This window comes from Kiritimatiellia bacterium (genome assembly GCA_018001225.1).
Lineage (GTDB): Bacteria > Verrucomicrobiota > Kiritimatiellia > CAIQIC01 > JAGNIJ01 > JAGNIJ01.
On record JAGNIJ010000020.1, the window covers coordinates 32,343 to 49,722 of the forward strand.

11 protein-coding genes are annotated in these 17,380 nt (G+C 67.5%); 9 read left to right on the forward strand and 2 right to left on the reverse strand.

Features of this window, described 5'->3' with window-relative positions:
* Positions 1–242 precede the first annotated feature (242 nt).
* The 9 genes from KA248_08300 (at position 243) to trmB (ending at position 13,183) form a co-directional block, all read left to right on the forward strand.
* The gene (locus KA248_08300) at positions 243–833 is read left to right on the forward strand and encodes a glutathione peroxidase (protein ID MBP7829903.1); all 591 of its coding nucleotides are present in this window, start codon (positions 243–245) and stop codon (positions 831–833) included.
* Complete coding sequence (locus KA248_08305; protein MBP7829904.1) at positions 830–1,384, forward strand: chalcone isomerase family protein; 555 nt, start codon at positions 830–832, stop codon at positions 1,382–1,384. Before KA248_08300 ends, KA248_08305 begins: the two co-directional genes overlap by 4 nt.
* A gap of 141 nt (positions 1,385–1,525) precedes the next feature.
* The gene (locus KA248_08310; protein MBP7829905.1) at positions 1,526–4,261 is read left to right on the forward strand and encodes a pyruvate, phosphate dikinase; all 2,736 of its coding nucleotides are present in this window, start codon (positions 1,526–1,528) and stop codon (positions 4,259–4,261) included.
* A gap of 62 nt (positions 4,262–4,323) precedes the next feature.
* The gene (locus KA248_08315) at positions 4,324–7,068 is read left to right on the forward strand and encodes a pyruvate, phosphate dikinase (protein MBP7829906.1); all 2,745 of its coding nucleotides are present in this window, start codon (positions 4,324–4,326) and stop codon (positions 7,066–7,068) included.
* A gap of 106 nt (positions 7,069–7,174) precedes the next feature.
* Positions 7,175–8,029 carry a sigma-70 family RNA polymerase sigma factor gene (locus tag KA248_08320; protein ID MBP7829907.1) on the forward strand — a complete coding sequence of 285 codons (855 nt, stop codon included), beginning with the start codon at positions 7,175–7,177 and terminating at the stop codon, positions 8,027–8,029.
* The gene (locus KA248_08325) at positions 8,026–8,550 is read left to right on the forward strand and encodes an adenine phosphoribosyltransferase (GenBank protein MBP7829908.1); all 525 of its coding nucleotides are present in this window, start codon (positions 8,026–8,028) and stop codon (positions 8,548–8,550) included. Before KA248_08320 ends, KA248_08325 begins: the two co-directional genes overlap by 4 nt.
* Positions 8,551–8,678: 128 nt before the next feature.
* Positions 8,679–9,893: a hypothetical protein gene (locus KA248_08330; GenBank protein MBP7829909.1), complete on the forward strand. Its 1,215-nt coding sequence runs from the start codon at positions 8,679–8,681 to the stop codon at positions 9,891–9,893.
* Between the two features lie 60 nt (positions 9,894–9,953).
* Positions 9,954–12,494 carry an ATP-dependent helicase HrpB gene (hrpB, locus tag KA248_08335; GenBank protein ID MBP7829910.1) on the forward strand — a complete coding sequence of 847 codons (2,541 nt, stop codon included), beginning with the start codon at positions 9,954–9,956 and terminating at the stop codon, positions 12,492–12,494.
* Positions 12,491–13,183 (forward strand): tRNA (guanosine(46)-N7)-methyltransferase TrmB, encoded by a 693-nt coding sequence (gene trmB / locus KA248_08340; GenBank protein MBP7829911.1) that lies wholly within the window; start codon positions 12,491–12,493, stop codon positions 13,181–13,183. The genes hrpB and trmB overlap by 4 nt, the downstream gene beginning before the upstream one ends.
* Positions 13,184–13,343: 160 nt before the next feature.
* Here trmB and KA248_08345 read toward each other — a convergent pair whose 3' ends face one another.
* Positions 13,344–13,976, reverse strand: coding sequence for a hypothetical protein (locus KA248_08345; GenBank protein MBP7829912.1), 633 nt, complete (start codon positions 13,974–13,976; stop codon positions 13,344–13,346).
* Entirely contained in the window at positions 13,969–17,337 is a 3,369-nt protein-coding gene (locus tag KA248_08350; GenBank protein MBP7829913.1) for an RHS repeat protein, read from the reverse strand. Before KA248_08350 ends, KA248_08345 begins: the two co-directional genes overlap by 8 nt.
* Positions 17,338–17,380: the final 43 nt, after the last annotated feature.

Genomic DNA, 17,380 nt, shown 5'->3' on the forward strand with positions numbered 1-17,380 from the left:
GGCTCGCGGGACGCTCGCCCTCCAGGCGAGAAACTTGGCTGCATCGTATGGAAAGCGTTCTGACGAGCGTCCACGCGAGCCGCAAAGACAGCGGCGTGCGCAGGGAATGCCCGAGCGACGGCCATCCGGGGGCCGCCCGGCTCGGTGTCCGCACGGCCGATCACCTTTTATAAATAGTGATCGCGGGGCGCGGAGGTTGTTTTTTCCGAAAAGCGGGTTATTTTCCGTCGAGGGAAAAGGCCATGAGATCAATAATAGCGCTGGGAATCCTGGGCGTTTTGCTCGGTGGCGCCGGTACACAGCCGGCCCGGGCGGAGGAGAAAGCCGACGTGAAGTCCGTGCATGACGTGACCGTGAAGAACATCGAGGGCGACGAGGTTCCGCTGTCCGGGTACCAGGGCAAGGTGCTTCTGATCGTCAACGTCGCCAGCCGCTGCGGGTTCACGCCGCAGTACGAAGGGCTCCAGAAACTGTACGAACGCTACGAGAAGGCGGGGCTGGTCGTGCTCGGCTTCCCCGCGAACAACTTCATGAACCAGGAGCCCGGCACGGACGCCGAGATCAAGGAATTCTGCTCCACGCGCTTCCGCGTCACGTTCCCGATGTTCTCCAAGATCTCCGTCAAGGGCAACGACATCCATCCGCTGTACCGGTTCCTGACCTCGAAGGAGACGAATCCCGAATTCGCCGGCCCGATTTCGTGGAACTTCAACAAGTTCCTCGTGGACCGCGACGGCCGGGTCGTCGCGCGGTTCGGCTCCCGCGAGGCGCCGGATAGCCCCGAGGTGATGGCGGCCGTGGAAAAGGCGCTCGGTGCGTCCGGCCAGCCATGAAACGCGCCGGCGTGATCTTCTCCCTGCTCCTGGGCGGGGCTGTCACGGCCCCCGCGGCCACGATGCCGTATTTCCCTCCGCGCGTGGAAGCGGACGGCACGCCGATCGTCCTCCGGAACACCGGGATTTTCAAGGCCCGGATCTTCTTCTCCGTCTACGCCGCCGCGCTGTACCTCGGCGAGGACGTTCCCCCCTCGCGGGTTCTCGATGACGTGCCCAAGCGCCTGGAGTTGCATTACTTTTACAACATCCCGGCCCGGGTCATGGTGGAGGAGGGCGACAACGTTCTGCGGGAAAACCTGTCGCGCCCACAGAGGGAGGCGATCCGGGAGCGGCTGGCGCAACTCAATGCAACCTATAGGGATGTGAAGCCTGGAGACCGCTATGCCCTGACGTATGTCCCGGGTCGCGGAACCACATTGAGCTTGAATGGAACGGAGATTTGCCGGATCGACGGCGCCGATTTCGCGGCCGCGTATTTCCGGATCTGGCTGGGCGAAAAACCGTCCAGCCGCGGCCTGAAGCAGGCCCTGCTGTCCGCGCCGGATTGACTCCGGCGGACGGGGGTAGAAGGCTTGACTTGCGGCGCGTGTTCCTCTAGTGTTCGCCCGCTTTCAAGACCTAGCGGCCCCGCGGCCGACTTGAAAAATCCTGGGAAACTGACGTCTCTGAACAACAAGAAGGAGTCACGCATGGCCAAGAAATACGTATACAGTTTCGGCGGCGGCAAGGCCGACGGAAACGAGTCGATGAAGAACCTGCTGGGCGGCAAGGGCGCCAACCTGGCCGAGATGGCCGGGCACCCGAAGCTGCGCCTGCCCGTGCCCCCGGGCTTCACGATCACCACCGAGGTCTGCACCCACTACTACGCGAACAAGAAGACGTACCCGAAGGAGCTGAAGGCCCAGGTCGCCGCCGCGCTGGCGAGAGTGGAAAAGCTCATGGGCAAAAAATTCGGCGACGTCAAGAACCCGCTGCTCCTCTCCGTCCGCTCGGGCGCGCGCCGCTCGATGCCGGGCATGATGGACACCGTCCTGAACGTCGGCCTCAACGACGACACGATCCAGGGCCTGATCGCCGCGACGAAGAACCCGCGCTTCGCCTACGACGCGTACCGCCGGCTGATCATGATGTATTCCGACGTGGTGATGGAGAAGGCCGCGGGCATCGAGCCCAAGGGCGGCAAGGGCATCCGCAAGGTCCTCGACGAGCACCTCGAGCACGTCAAGGAATCGAAGGGCTACAAGGAAGACACCCAGTTGACGGCCGAGGATCTCCAGCAGATCGTCGTGGACTTCAAGAAGACGGTCAAGGACGTGCTGGGCAAGCCGTTCCCCGAGGACCCGGTCGCCCAGTTGTGGGGCGGGATCGGCGCCGTGTTCATGAGCTGGAACGGCAAGCGCGCGGTGGATTACCGCCGCATCGAGAAGATCCCGGACGAGTGGGGCACCGCCGTCAACGTGCAGTCCATGGTGTTCGGCAACATGGGCGATGATTGCGCGACGGGCGTCGCGTTCACCCGCAACCCGGGCACCGGCGAGGCGAAGTTCTACGGCGAGTACCTCGTCAACGCGCAGGGCGAGGACGTGGTCGCCGGCATCCGCACCCCGGCCCCGGTGAACGAGTATTCCAAGAACGACCAGAGCAAGAACCTGCCGACGCTCGAGAAGCTCATGCCGAAGTGCTACAAGGAGCTGCACTCCATCCAGGGCCGCCTGGAGAAGCACTACAAGGACATGCAGGACATCGAGTTCACGATCGAGAAGGGCACGCTCTTCATGCTCCAGTGCCGCGTCGGCAAGCGCAACGGCGTCGCCGCCGTCCGCATCGCCACGGAGATGCAGAAGGAGAAGCTGATCAACGCCCAGGCCGCCATCATGCGCGTGGCGCCGGCCCAGCTCGTGGAGTTGCTGCTCCCGATGCTCGACCCGAAGGCCGAGCTCGCCACGCACGCGATCGCCAAGGGCCTGCCGGCCGGCCCCGGCGGCGCGATCGGGCGCGCGGTGTTCACCGCCGCCGACGCCGTGGCGTGGGCGGGCCGCGGGGAGAAGGTCATCCTCGTCCGCGAGGAAACCTCGCCCGAGGACGTGGACGGCATGCACAAGGCGCAGGCGATCCTGACCAGCAAGGGCGGCATGACCTCGCACGCGGCGCTCGTGGCCCGCGGTTGGGGCAAGTGCTGCGTGGTCGGCTGCTCCGACATGGAGATCGCCGACGACAACAAGTCGTTCAAGACGAAGAGCGGCGCCGTGGTGAAGGAAGGCGAATGGATCAGCCTGAACGGCACGAAGGGCCTCGTCTACGTCGGCCAGCTCCCGCTGGTCGCCGTCGACCTCGATCATAACAAGTCCTACACCGAGCTGATGAAGCTCGTGGACCGGTTCCGCGTGCTCAAGGTCCGGACCAACGCGGACACCCCGAAGGACTCGGCGCAGGCCATCAAGTTCGGCGCGGAGGGCATCGGCCTGTTCCGCACCGAGCACATGTTCTACGGCGAGGGCAGCGACAAGCCGCTGTTCCTGCTCCGCAAGATGATCATGTCCAAGTCGCTGGCGGAGCGCCGCCAGGCCCTCGACGAGCTCTTCCCGTTCGTGAAGAACGACATGAAGGCCACGATGGCCGTGATGGCCGGCCGGCCGGTGACCATCCGCCTGCTCGATCCGCCGCTGCACGAGTTCGTCCCGCACAGCGAGGACAAGCTCCAGGCGCTGGCGGCCGAGCTGAAGGTGGACATGAACGAGCTGGGCAAGCGCGCGGACTCGCTCCGGGAAAACAACCCGATGCTGGGCCACCGCGGCGTGCGCCTGGGCGTCACCTACCCGGAAGTCACCGAGATGCAGGTGCGGGCGATCCTCGAGGCCGCCGCCGAGCTGGTCAAGGCCGGCCAGAAGGCGCTCCCCGAGATCATGATCCCCGTGACCTGCGCGGCCACCGAGCTCGATCATCAGAAACGGATCGTGGAGAAGGTGTACGGCGAGGTCTGCAAGAAGTTCGGCCTCAAGAAGCTCGAGTACCTGTACGGCACGATGATCGAGATCCCGCGGGCGGCGCTGCGGGCGGGCCAGATGGCGGAGACGGCCGAGTTCTTCAGCTTCGGCACGAACGACCTGACCCAGATGAGCTTCGGCTTCAGCCGCGACGACATCGGCTCGTTCCTGCCGGACTACCTGAACGGAAAGCTCCTGCCGGACGATCCGTTCCAGACGATCGACCAGGACGGCGTGGGCGAGCTGATCAAGCTGGGCATCGAGCGCGGCCGCAAGACCCGCAAAAACCTGAAGGTCGGCATCTGCGGCGAGCACGGCGGCGACGCGGCCAGCGTCGAGTTCTGCCACCGCGTCGGGATGAGCTACGTGAGCTGCTCGCCGTTCCGCGTGCCCATCGCGCGGCTGGCGGCGGCCCAGGCCGCCCTCCGCGGCAAGAAATAGACGGACGCTGAAGCAGTTCAACGAAACCCCGGCGTCCGCGCCGGGGTTTCGCTTTTAAAGCCATGGTCCACAAGGCCGCCAAGCAGTACGTATTCCTGTTCGGCCCCGGGGCGAAGCACACCGAGGGGGACGCCTCGATGCGCGCGATCCTCGGCCTGCGGGGCGCGAACCTGGCGGAGCTGTCGCGGCTGGGCGTCGCCGTGCCGCCCGGCTTCACCCTCTCGACCGAGGTCTGCGCCTACTTCACCCGGCACGGCGGGCAGGTGCCGGCGGGGCTGATGGACCAGGTCGACGCGGCGGTCCGCAAGCTGGAATCCCTGACGGGCGCGAAACTCGGCGACCTGCGGAACCCGCTGACCGTCGCCGTCCGGTGCGGCGCCGGGGTCGTCATTCCCGGGCTGATGGAGACGGTGCTGAACCTCGGGCTGAACGACCAGACCGTCCCCGGTTTCTGCGAGCAGACCGGCAACGCCCGCGCCGGGTGGGATGGCTACCGGCTTTTCATGGAACGGTTCGGCGCCGCCGTCCTCGGGCCGGAGGCGGGCTTGTCCCTGTCCGATTTTGACGCGGAGCGCTCGAAGCTGAAGGACAAGTACCGCCTCGCGGGGGACGCCGATCTTACGGCCGGCCACCTGCGCGAACTGTGCGACGCTTACAAGCGGCTCTTCATCGAGAAAACCCGCCGGCCCTTTCCGCAGGAACCGCGCGACCAGCTCCGCCTGGCCCTCACGGCGGGCCTGCGATCCTGGACCTCCGAACGGGCCGAGCATTACCGGCAGGCCCACAAGGTGGCCGGGCTGCTCGGCGCGGCCGTGAACGTGCTCGCGATGGCGTACGGGAGCCTGGACGAGGAGTCCGGCTCGGGGGTCGTTTCCTCGCGCGACGGGAAATCAGGATCCAGCCGGCCGGTGGGCTTCTTCCGGGTCGGCGCGCAGGGGATCGGGCTCTCCGCGGCGGCGGCCGGGCTCAAGGACGTCCACGACATGCCGAAGGAAAAGCCGGCCGCCTGGAAAAAGGTGTACGAGCAACTGGCGGAGGTTCTTCACAAGCTCGAGGGCCATTACCGCTACCCGCAGGACATCGAGTTCACGGTCGAAAAGGGCAGGCTGTGGATCCTGCAGACGCAGAACGCCCGGCGCACGGGCCGGGCCGCGGTGCGGTGGGCGCTGGAGATGGCCTCGGGTCAGGACGCCGCCAGCGGCAAGCCGCTGCCCCGCGTCCTGAAGGTCGAGGAAGCCCTGCTGACCCTCGGGGTCAGCGACATGGAGGCCTTCCTGTTCCCGCTCTTCGACGCGGCGGCGGAGCGGCAGGCGATCCTGCTCGCCCGGGGCCAGCCGGCCGCGCCGGGCGCCGCCGCGGGCCGGCTCGTCTTCTCCGTCCAGAGGGCCAGGGAGTTGCTCCGCAAGGACCGGGCGGCCCGGCTGATCCTCGCGTGCCGCGACCCGGGGGAGGCCATCGGCCCGGACCTGCGCGGCCTCCAGGGGCTGCTGGCCATCGGCGGCGGTTCGTCCCTGGCCACGGCCGCGCGCGGCCAGGGCCGCGCCGCCGTGGCGATCAGCTCCGGCGTCCGGCTCGATGCCCGCGCCCGTACGCTCTCCTTCAACGGGCACATGCTGGGCGAGGGTGACGGGATCAGCCTGGACGGCTTCACGGGGGCGATCTACCGGGGCGAGTTGCCGTGCGAGACATCGTCGCCGGCCGCGACGCTTGTCGGGGGGCGGAAGTCCGAGCAGAAGACGCCCGCGGCGCGCCTGTACCGGCAGTGGTCGGAGTGGACGGACCGGTCACGGAAAATGGAGGTGCGCGCGACGGCAAGCGGCCCGCGCGACGCGAAGGCCGGCCGGAACCTGGGTGCCGACGGCTTCCTCTACTTCCCGGAACCGGCCCTGCTGGAGAGGGAAGGCTTGTGGCTGATCCGGGAGTACCTGTGGACGGACGATCCCGCACCGCGCCGCAAGGCGCTCGACGGCCTGCAGGCGCTGTACCGCTCGGCCCTGGAGGAGCTGTTCGAGGCGGCCGGGGGCCAGCCGGTTTGCATCCGCGTGCTGAACGAGGCGAGAGACCCCTGGACGGCGCTTCACGGCGGCGAACTGGAGACGCTGGCCCGCCGCCTGGGCCTGTCGCTCGAAAAGGCGCGCGAGCGGCAGAAGCAGCACGCGGAGGCGCCGCGGGTCGACGGGCCGGGGCGCCGCCTGCTGCTGCGCCACCCGGATCTCGGCGCCATGCAGGCCGCGGCGATCGCCGAGGCGGCCTGCCTCCAGGAAAAACACGGCGTCAAGGTCCTGCCGGAAATCGCCCTCCCGCGCGTCGCCGGCCGCGCCGAGTTCGACCTGTGCAGCCGGCTCGTGCGCGAGGCGGTGACGCGCGTCCTCAAGGAGCGGAAGACCCGCCTGAAGTTCTCGATCGGCGTCATGATCGACACGCCGCGCGCCGCGCTGACGGCCGACCATCTCGCCGAGAGCGCGGAGTTCTTCCTGTTCGACGGCGACGAACTCACGCGGTCGGCCTACGGCTTCCCGAGGCATGCCGCCGGCGCAGCGGTGGCGGAGCAGGTGGAGCGACGGGTGCTGGCGGCCGACCCCTTCCAGACCCTGGACGCGGGCGGGGTCGGACAGCTGATCGAGCTGGCGGTGCGCAAGGGCCGCGAAACGCGGCCGGACCTCCAGTGCGGCCTCTACGGCGAGCATGGCGGCGATCCAAACAGCGTCAAGTTCTGCGGCAAGGTCGGCCTGAACCACGTCGTCTGCTCGCCTTACCGCGTGCCCCTCGCGCGGCTGGCGGCGGCCCAGGCGGCGATCACCCAGTAGCCGCCGGCCGGGCCCGTTTTTCGAACGCTTGCATTTCTTGGCCGGTTGCTGCCAGAATATCCCGCTCGGAATACTGCGGCTTGAGGGGCCCGTAAGGCCCAGCACGATGAACGGCGAAGACAAAGGCATCAAGATCTACCTGCGGGAGATCGGGCAGACCGCCCTGCTGACCCGCGAGGACGAGGTCAAACTGGCCCGCCGGATCAAGCGAGGCGACGAGGAGGCGCGCCAGCTCATGATCCGCGCCAACCTGCGGCTCGTGGTCAAGATCGCCCACGACTACGCCCAGTACGGGCTTCCCCTCCTCGACCTGATCTCCGAAGGCAACATCGGCCTCATGAAAGCCGTCGAGCGGTTCAACCCCAGGAAGGGCGGCAAGTTGAGCACCTACGCCGCCTGGTGGATCAAGCAGTCCATCAAGCGCGCGCTGGCGAACCAGAGCAAGACCATCCGCCTGCCGGCGCACCTGGTGGACAAGATCGCCCGCATGCGTCGCGCGGAGCGAGCTTTCGCGCAAAAGAAGGGGCGCGACCCCACGGAAACCGAGCTGGCCAAGGCCGTCGGCGTATCGGTGGCCACCATCCGGATGTGGCAGACCGTTTCGCTGCGGCCGGCCTCCCTGAACGCCCCGATCGGCGACGAGGACAGCGCGGAATACGGGGACATCATCGGCGACGACCGCAACGTTTCGCCGGTGGACGATCTCTCCGACCGTCAGTTGAAGGGCGAAATCGAGGGCCTGCTCGACCGGTTGAGCAAGCGCGAGCGCGAGATCCTGATGTACCGCTACGGCCTGCGCGGGGTGAAGGAGGAGACCCTCGAGGTCGTGGGCCGGCGGTTCAAGATTACGCGCGAGCGCGTGAGGCAGATTCAAAACGCCGCCGTCCTTCGCCTTCGCCAGATGTTGGAGGAACTGGATCAGCCCCCGGAAAACACCGAGCCCAAGGAGGAAGGCCCATGACCATCCCGGCCCTGAAGAACGCCATCCGCGACATCCCGGATTTCCCGAAGGAAGGCATCATTTTCAAGGATATCACCCCCCTTCTGGCCGAGCCCTCCCTGTTCAAGCTGGCCGTGGACACGCTGGCCGAGCGTCACCGCGACAGCCGTATCGACCGTGTCTGCGTCGTGGAGTCGCGCGGGTTTCTCTTCGGCTCCGCCGTGGCCTACCAGTTGGGGGCCGGCATCGTACCGATCCGCAAGAAAGGCAAGCTGCCCCACGAGACGCTCGAGGCCGCCTACGATCTCGAGTACGGCACCGCCACGCTCCAGGTCCACGTGGACGCCTTCGAGCCCGGCACCCGCGTGCTGCTGATCGACGACCTGCTCGCGACAGGCGGGACGGCGGAAGCTTCCGCGCGGCTCATCGAGCAACTCGGCGGCAAGATCATCGAGATCCAGTTCCTCATCGAACTCGCGTTCCTCAACGGCCGCGAAAAGCTCACCAAGTACCCGGTATTCGCGCCGATCGTGTACGATTGACCTTTTTTCCGGCTGGCCGCCCGCCTCGAAGCTTGCGCGTATTTAGTTAAAGTTTAGCGCTTTACCTGTCGCGCCGTAGGATGTAGGGTGCATCCATTCTGTTTCATCGCGCAACCTGGAGCCGTGTCATGTCTGTTTTGAGAACCGCATCCGCCATTATCAGCCTGGCTGTCCTGCCGGGAGTCGCCGTCATATCGTCGCGGGCCCAGTCGCCCACGATTGACGGGCTGCTCGACGCGGACTTCTACGGCGCGGCGCGTTCGGTTCAGGACACGCCCACGTCCTTCGGCGACGCGACAAACGGACACGTCCGCTTCGCCCGCGGCGGCTCGGAACTCGACGCCGCCTATGCCCGCGTCTCCGACGGCACGCTCTTCCTTTTCATTGCCGGCAACGTGGAGACCGCCGGCCAGGGCGTCCAGTGGCCCGCCGGCAACCGGAACCGGCTGGATATCTTCATCGACAGCATCGACGGCGGGCAAAACAGCCTGCGCGGCGACAATGCGGACGTGGACGGGAACGGACTGAACCGTATGGGCCACCTGGACCCGGCGAACGACGGGCTGAAGTTCGACACGGGCGTGGAGCACGACTTCTTCCTGACGTTCAACAACTACACCGAAATCGTGAACATCCCCGGGTCCGGCAACCAGGAGCTGTGGCGCGGGGCGCTGCATTACGCCAGCCTGCCGACCGGCGGCAGCGGAACCGGGCTCCTCGTCGGTACCGCGTCGGACTCGTGGCCCGGCTCGTATCCCGACTCCTTCACGCTGTCACAGGGCGTGCGACTCGGTTTCCGCAACAGCAACACCAACGGCGTCACCGGTACGGGGGCGCCGTCGCCGAGCGCGGCCGGCGCAGGGAATGTGACGTCCGGCCTCGAACTGGCGATCCCTCTGGCGCTGCTCGACAGCACGAACGGCGGCCTGAACGCCGAGTTCCGGATCACCGCGTTCATCAACGACTCCGCCCACGGCTACCTGTCGAACCAGACGCTCGGACCGATGGGCCAGCCGCCCGGCAGCTACGGGAACATCGGCGAGCCGCGCGTGTTCGATTTCTCGCAGTCCTATTCGCCCGGCGCGCAGTACGTTACCGTTTCCAATCCCTTCCCTTCGACGCGGCTGATCCTCCCGTTGACGCTGCTCGACAACGGCAGCGTCAGCAACCGCTGGATCGGCGAGGTCGGCGCAACCTATGTGCTGCAATACACCACCAACCTGCTGACCGGCCCGTGGACCAACGTCAGCGGCATCGTCACGGCCTCGGCGGCCATGGTGTCCTTCGTGGACACGAATACGGCCGCATCCCATCTCTACTACCGGTCCGCCCGGCTACCGTAAGGAATCCGCGAGAATCCTCCTTGACCCGCCCGGGGGGACGCGTGGTTAATCCCCGGTGACATGGACCGCCGCGAACTGCCCATCTTCGACATCGAGCGCGAACTGCTCGCGCGGGCCGGCGAGCACCGCCGCCTGATCGTCCGTGCCCCGACCGGCTCGGGCAAGTCCACGCAGATCCCCCAGATGCTGCTCGACGCCGGGCTGCTCGGCCGCGGGCGCGCGGTTATCCTCCAGCCCCGCCGCCTCCCCACCCGCCTTCTCGCCGCCCGCGTGGCGAACGAGCGCGGCGTGAAACTCGGATCGGAAGTCGGCTACCAGATCCGCTTCGAGAACGTGACGGGTGATACTACGCGCATCGTTTACGAAACCGAGGGCGTCCTGCTCCGCCAGATGCTCTCCAATCCGCGCCTCGACGGCGTCGCGGCCATCCTGTTCGACGAGTTCCACGAGCGGCACCTGTACGGCGACGTGACGCTCGCCCGCGCTCTCCAGCTTCAGCGCTCTGCACGGCCCGACCTGCTCCTGGTCGTCATGTCCGCCACGCTGCCGGCCGGCCCGCTCGACGAGTACCTCGCGCCCTGCGCCGCGCTGGAAGCCCGCGGGCGCCTGTTCCCCGTGGGCACGGAATACCTCGACCGGCCCGCGGATTTCGACCGTACCCCGCCGTGGGAAGTCGCCGCCGCCGAGTACGAGCGGGTCTGCCGCGAGGGCGAACCCGGCGACGCGCTGGTCTTCATGCCCGGCGCGTACGAGATCGCGCGGACGGTCCAGGCCCTCGAGAATTCGCCGGCGGCGCGCGGGCGGATCATCCTGCCGCTGCACGGCGAACTGCCGGCCGCCGACCAGGACGCCGCCGTATCGCGATACGACCGCCCCAAGATCATCGTCTCCACCAACGTCGCGGAAAGCTCGCTGACGATCGAGGCCGTGCGCCTGGTCATCGACAGCGGGCTGGCCCGCATCCCGCGTTTCGACCCCGCGCGCGGGATCAACACGCTGCTGGTCGAAAAAATCAGCCGCGCCTCCGCCGACCAGCGGGCGGGCCGCGCCGGGCGCACCGCGCCCGGCCGCTGCGTGCGTTTGTGGACGGAGCGCGAGCACGCGGAGCGCCCGGTCCAGGAGATCCCCGAAATCCGCAGGCTGGACCTGTCCGAGATCATGCTGACGCTTCGCGGGGCGGGCGCGGGCGACCTGCGCGAACTGCCCTGGCTCGAGCCGCCGTTGCCGCGCGCCCTGGACAGGGCTGAATTGCTCCTGCGCGACCTTGGCGCGCTGGACGATAAGCTGGCCGTGACCGAGCTGGGCCGCCGCATGGCCGGGTTCCCCGTCCATCCCCGCTATGCCCGGATGATGCTCGCCGCCGGGGAATATGGCTGCGTCCGCGCCATTACCCTGATCGCCGCGCTGACCCAGGGCCGGTCGCTCTGGATGCGCAAGCCGGACAAATCCACGCGCGAGCAGCGCGAGGATGTCCTCGGCGAAGAGGGCGCTTCGGATTTCTTCGGGCTTATGCGGGCCTTCCGGTTCGCCGACAGCCGGCGCTACGACGTCGGCGCCTGCAACCGGCTGGGCATCCACGCCAATACCGCCCGGCAGGTACGGGCGCTGGCCGGGTTCTTCCTCGATCTCGCGGACAAAACGGGCTTGAAGATCGAGGACCGCGCGCCGGAAACGGACGCCATCTGCAAATGCATCCTGACGGGCTTCTCCGACCAGGTCGCGAAGCGGCTGGATGCCGGCACGCTGCGCTGCCAGCTGGTCCACGGCCGCAAGGGCGTCCTGGCCCGGGAAAGCGCCGTGCAGGAAAGCCCCCTGCTCGTCGCGTCGGAGGTCCGCGAGGTCGAGGGGCGCGGCGGCGAGTTGAACGTGATCTTGAGCCTCGCCACCGCGATCCGGCCCGGGTGGCTGGAGGAAATGTTCCCCGCCGATTTCAACGAGCAGGTGGACGTCGAGTACGACGCGGCCGAGCGCCGGGTCGTCGCGTGGCGCCGGCGGATGTTCCGCGACCTGCCCCTCGAGAGCAAGCGCGTGGACCCGCCGCCCGCGGACGCCGCCGGCGACCTGCTGGCGGAAGAGGTCATCAACGGCCGCATCAAGCTGCCGCACTGGGACGAGACCACCGACCAGTGGATCGCGCGGGTCAACAGCCTGGCCGCCTGGTGCCCGGAGCTCGGGCTTGCCGCCTACACGGAGGAGGACCGCTGGTCCGTGCTCCGCGTGGTCTGCCGCGGCGCCGTCTCCGCGCGCGACCTGAAGGACCGGCCCGTGACGGCGGCGTTCAAGGACCAGATGGACCCCGCCCGCCGCGCGCTGGTGGAAAAGCACGCGCCGGAAAGGATCGAGCTGTCCAACGGCCGTCGCGCGCGCCTGACGTACACCGAAGGCGAGCCCCCGCACATCGCCCAGCGCATCCAGGATTTGTACGATGTGAAAGAGACCCCGAAAATCGCCAAGGGCCGCGTGCCCGTGGTCGTCGAGATCCTGGGGCCCAACCACAGGCCCGTGCAGGTGACCCGCGATTTGGCCGGCTTCTGGCGCGAGCATTACCCGCGCATCAAGAAAGAGATGCAGCGGAAATATCCCAAGCACGAGTGGCGATGAAGAATCCCTTCTCCGAGGCCTTCCGCATCCTGCCGGACGACTGGCTGAATCCGCTGCCGCTGGCGCGCTGGTTCTCCTCCGGAGTGCTCCGGCAAGCGGAGCGCGACGGAGCTCTGACCGGGCAAAGCGGCGTGGCGTCCCGCCCCGTTCCGGGGCGGGACTTCCCGCCGCACGCCGAGCGGCCGCTCGAGGTGGACGTCGGCTGCGGCAAGGGGCGGTTCCTTCTCTCTCGCGCCGCGTCGCATCCGGACACGGACTTCCTAGGCGTGGACCGGATGATCGGGCGCCTGCACAAGATTGACCGGAAGCTGGTTCGGAGAGAGTTGGGCAACGTTCGCTGGCTGCGGCTCGACGCGTACTACGCCGTGGCGTACATGCTGCCCGCCACATCGGTGTCCACCTACTACATTTTTTTCCCGGATCCCTGGCCGAAGAAACGGCACCACGATCATCGCCTGTTCAATGCTGCTTTTCTTGACGCGCTGTCCCGGACGCTCAAGCCGGGCGGGCAGGTCCACTTCGCCACGGACCACCTTCCCTACTTCGAGGAAGTCGTGGCCGCGATCAAGGCGGACCCGAGGTTCGCGGAAATTCCCGCCTTCGAGCCCGCCGACGAGGAGCGGACGGATTTCGAGTTGATCTACCTGGGCCGGACCCCGATCGGGCGGTATTCCTTCCGGAAGGAATGATACCAAATCCGGGTGAATGCGGGTAGATTTCGGGCTCGCAGGAACTCGCCCCTCCATGATTCCTGCCACTGGAGGGCGGAGCTCTGCGACGCCGTTCGTACCGCCTCTCACCCGTACCTGGTATGATGGAGGCCGGGGTAGAACCCGGTCCCTCCGGGAATTACTCCAGGTCTACACGGTATAGCCAGGGCCCGGAGCCCGTGGCCGTCTGGTCGGTATGCACGTTCAGCGGCGGGGTGGCTAGGATGTTGGTGCGCAAGGGGCCGAAGCCCTGCACCAGGTTCGTGGAGCGCGCCACGCGGTAGAACTTGTTCGTCACACTGTTCCACTGCAACACATTACCCGAAACCCGAAACCCGAACACCGAAACCTCGAACACAGACATCGCATCCAGCGGATCGGTCCCCGCAGCGGCCTCGTCCACGTTGGGCACGCCATCCCCGTCGCTATCGGGGTCCAGGGGGTCGTAGCCGTTCTGGAACTCCCAAAGGTTGTTCTTCCCGTTCTGATTGGGATCGCCGGCGGCGGCGTTGGTGAGCGTGTTGAAGAAGACCCACTCCCAGGCGTCGGGCATCGAATCGCCGTCGCTGTCGGCCTCGGCGATGGTTCCGCTGATCGCCACGTTGGTCAGGCTGCCGTCGAGCATGTACTGGTAGGCGATGCTCGCGCCGGTGTCGTAGACAACCCGCGTCACGCGGCCGGCGCCGTCGTGATCGAACGATTGCGCCCCGGCGCGCAGCGTGATCAAGGCGAGCACGATGACCGCGAACCGGATATGCCGGCCCTTATTCATCGGATCCCTCCGCGGCCGAACCCGCCATCTCAAAGGCTTCCTCCGGCGAGAAAACTTCCTCCGGCGTCGGCCCGCCGGCAGCCTGATCGTTGTAAGACTCGGGCGCCGAACTCCGGGCCGCATCGTCCGGTTTGCGCGGCGGCGGGCTGTCGCCGCACATTGGCTCCAAAGCTTCGCGTTCCTTGCGGCGTTCGATGATGTCCAGCAGCCTGGACCAAAGGCGGTCGTGCTCGTAGAGCGTACCCATGGAATCCTTCACGAAATGGTACATGTCGTCCTCGCCGCTCGCGTCCAGCCCGCTCGGATCCGCCGCGTCCACGGGATTGCCCCCGGCGTAGGCATAGAGGTTCAGCCCGCCGAGGAAGCCGATGGGGTCGGGCGTCAGGAAGCGGCGCAGGCCGGCGTGATAGAAACGGTTCCGCATGTAATAGAGGTCCTGGCCCGCGTCGAGAACCCCGTAGCAGCCGGCGAACGTGAACGGGTTGCGGACGCGGGCATAACCGTAGCCCGCAGCGCCGTACGGCAGGAAGCGATACATCGCGGAAATTGCGCCCGCCTCGTCGGTCATCGCGATCGTGTTGCCGTTGTGATCGAAGTGGTAGAAGTGCCAGCCCTTCCCGACGTGGTGCATCGCGACGAGGTCGAGCTCGCGGTACACATACGAAGCGGCCACGACGCCCGCGCCGTCGGTCTCGAACAGCAGCCGGTCTTCGTGGTCCCAATGCAGGTTCCGGGTTCCGTCCGGCCCTTCGATCCGCACGCAGCGGTTGAACCCGTCGTACGCGTAGCTGTTGGTCTCGCCGGGCCTGCGCATCACGGTCAGCCGGCCCTCGGCATCGTAGTCGGCGATCCAGTCGAACGGCGCGGGGACACCGGTCAGGTTCCCGTCGTTGTCATTCTGGCACGCAACGCCGTTGACCTGGTACAGCGGGCCGAAGATGTTCAGCCCCAGGTTGGTCGGCGCGAGCGGCGGGTTCCACGGGGCGAGACCCGCCGTCTTGACGAGGTTCGTCGTCTCGCCGGCGATGTTGCGAGCGATGCGCAGGCTGATCAGCGTGCCGGCGGGCGCGGTGTGGACCAGGTTCGTGACGCGCCCGCCCCGGTCGTAGCCGAACTGGCTCGACGTGCCGTTTGCCCGGGCCACGGAACGGATGCGCCCCTCGCCGTCATAGCCGAAGGAAAGGCTTTGGGCATCCCAAACGAGGTTGGTGACGCGGTCCCGGCTGTCGCGCTGGTACTGGACCGTCGGCCCGCCGGGATAGGCGACGCTCTCGATCCGGCGCGTGGCGGAGTACGTGAAGACCGCCTCATGCCCGTTGTCGTACCGGATCCGCGTCACCAGCCCCCGCGCGTCCAGCGTCCGCCCGGCGCGGCCCGCGGTTCCGCTCCAGTTGGTCAGGCGTCCCACGGCGTCGTAGGTGAAGGAGTTTGTGCTGCCGGGCTGCCTGACCCCGGTAAGGTTCCCGTCCGCGTCGTAGGTTCGGGCCGCCGACTGCCCCCGCGCGTTGATCCGGTTGGTCAGCCGGCCCAGCGCGTCCCACTCCAGCCGGTTGGACGTGGATTGACCGTGATACTTGAACGAGGTCATCCGGTCGTGTCCATCGTAGGAGCACGCGGAAAGGGTCTCCACGACGATGCCCGGGGGATTGACATAGAGCCCGGCCTGCGAAGCCGACAGGATATTGCCGTTGGCGTCGTAGCCGCGCCACAGGTCGCCGCCCGCGCCGTCGGCCAGGGTCTCCAGCCGGTCGGCCTGGTCGTAGGTCATCCGGGTCACGCGCCCCAGCGGGCCCGTGGCCATCACGAGGTTGCCGCCACCGTCGTAGACATAGTCCGTTCGCGCGCCCGCTGCGTCCGTGAACGCGGTCTTCTGCAGCAGCGCGTTCCGCTCGATCCGGTTGGTCTGCCGGTTTTCGTTGACGACGGAGGTCGGCCCGCAGCAGTCGTAGCCGTAGTCCCCCGTCGTGCCGTCCGGGTTCGTGACGCGAGTGAGCCGCCGGTTGGCGTCGTACTGGAATTGCGTCACGAAACCGCGCTCGTTGGTGATCGCGGCGATGTTGATCCCCGCGGCATCGTACGCGAACCCCGCGCGGAATCCGGCGGGGTCGGCCACCTGGAGCAGCCGCCCGTGCGCGTTGTACGCGAAGCGCGTGACCCCGCCCGCGGGATTGGTCACGGCGACCAGCTGCCCGAGCGCGTCGTAGCCTAGGCCCGTAATCCGGCCGGCCGGGCTGGTGAGGCGGATCACGTTGCCGCGCGCGTCGCGCTCGAACCGCGTCACGCCGCCCAGCGCGTTCGTAACGTGCGTCACCCGGTCGTTGGAGTCGTAGGCGAATGCCGTCCGCGCGCCGTCCGGGCCGGTCACGCTCGCGAGATTGCGGCGGGCATCATAGGTCTTCACCGTTGAAAAACCGCGCGGGCTGGTCGTGTTGGTGGGGAAGCCATTGGTGTCGTACAGGTGCGTGGTGCTTTGCAGTGCGGCGTCCGTCTCGCTCGTGAGGTGTCCGTCGGCGGTCTGAAACCAGGTCTCATTGGTCCGCGCGTCCGTGAACCCGGCCTGCCGGTTGTCCAGGTCGCCGCTGAATTGATACCGGTTGGTTCGGCCGAGCGGATCCGTCACGGACTGGAGCATCAGGTTGCCGGGCCCCTGGTAGGCGAAGGTCCACGCGCGGCCCTCGGTGCTCATGGCCGTGACCCGGTTCTCGCCGTCGTACGTGTACGCGGTCGTGTTCCCCGCCGCGTCGCGCGTCTGCACCAGGTTGCTCGACGCATCGTAGGCATAGGACAGCGCCGCGCCGTTCGGCAGCAGGATGTTCGTGCAGAGCCCGCCCGCATTGTACGAGAGGACCGCCTGCCGGCCCGCGGCGTCGGTGATCGTCCGGAGCACGCCGTTGGTCCACGCCAGCAGGACCCGGTTTCCGTTCCGGTCTTCCACCGACTGAAGCGGGTGCCGCGTGCCGTAGTCGGTGGACGGCCAGGCCAGGGCCGGCGCGCGGTAGCGATAGACCTGGTCTGACGATTTGTCGCGAAGGCGGTAATGGGTCCAGTCGTTGCTCAAGACAGACGACAGCTCGTCGCGATGGCCGCGCCAGGGCGGATAGGTGTCGTTGGTGCCCAGGACCCCGGAGAAGAAGACCTGACCCCCATCCGGCTTGACGACCTGGTGGCCGAACAGGTGGTGAATCAGCGGCGCCTCGTAGCTGAACGTCCAGCCGTTTCCGAATATCCCGCGCTCGGAGGGATCGCCGCTGTAGGTTCGTGCCAGCCGCACTTCGGGGCCCAGCCCGCTCCACGCGAAATCCGCGTCCTCGATCACCGGGTTCAACGTGGCCATGTTCACGCGGAAGACCGGCAGGCCCATGTCCACGCACCCGCCGCACCCGGCGGGCGGTCTGCGCAGGCCG

Excerpts from the sequence above, each read along its gene's own strand:
- KA248_08300 (MBP7829903.1), top strand. The coding sequence starts at position 243 with ATGAGATCAATAATAGCGCTGGGAATCCTGGGCGTTTTGCTCGGTGGC.
- KA248_08305 (MBP7829904.1), top strand. The coding sequence starts at position 830 with ATGAAACGCGCCGGCGTGATCTTCTCCCTGCTCCTGGGCGGGGCTGTC.
- KA248_08310 (MBP7829905.1), top strand. The coding sequence starts at position 1,526 with ATGGCCAAGAAATACGTATACAGTTTCGGCGGCGGCAAGGCCGACGGA.
- KA248_08315 (MBP7829906.1), top strand. The coding sequence starts at position 4,324 with ATGGTCCACAAGGCCGCCAAGCAGTACGTATTCCTGTTCGGCCCCGGG.
- KA248_08320 (MBP7829907.1), top strand. The coding sequence starts at position 7,175 with ATGAACGGCGAAGACAAAGGCATCAAGATCTACCTGCGGGAGATCGGG.
- KA248_08325 (MBP7829908.1), top strand. The coding sequence starts at position 8,026 with ATGACCATCCCGGCCCTGAAGAACGCCATCCGCGACATCCCGGATTTC.
- KA248_08330 (MBP7829909.1), top strand. The coding sequence starts at position 8,679 with ATGTCTGTTTTGAGAACCGCATCCGCCATTATCAGCCTGGCTGTCCTG.
- hrpB (MBP7829910.1), top strand. The coding sequence starts at position 9,954 with ATGGACCGCCGCGAACTGCCCATCTTCGACATCGAGCGCGAACTGCTC.
- trmB (MBP7829911.1), top strand. The coding sequence starts at position 12,491 with ATGAAGAATCCCTTCTCCGAGGCCTTCCGCATCCTGCCGGACGACTGG.
- KA248_08345 (MBP7829912.1), bottom strand. The coding sequence starts at position 13,976 with ATGAATAAGGGCCGGCATATCCGGTTCGCGGTCATCGTGCTCGCCTTG.
- KA248_08350 (MBP7829913.1), bottom strand. The coding sequence starts at position 17,337 with ATGGGCCTGCCGGTCTTCCGCGTGAACATGGCCACGTTGAACCCGGTG.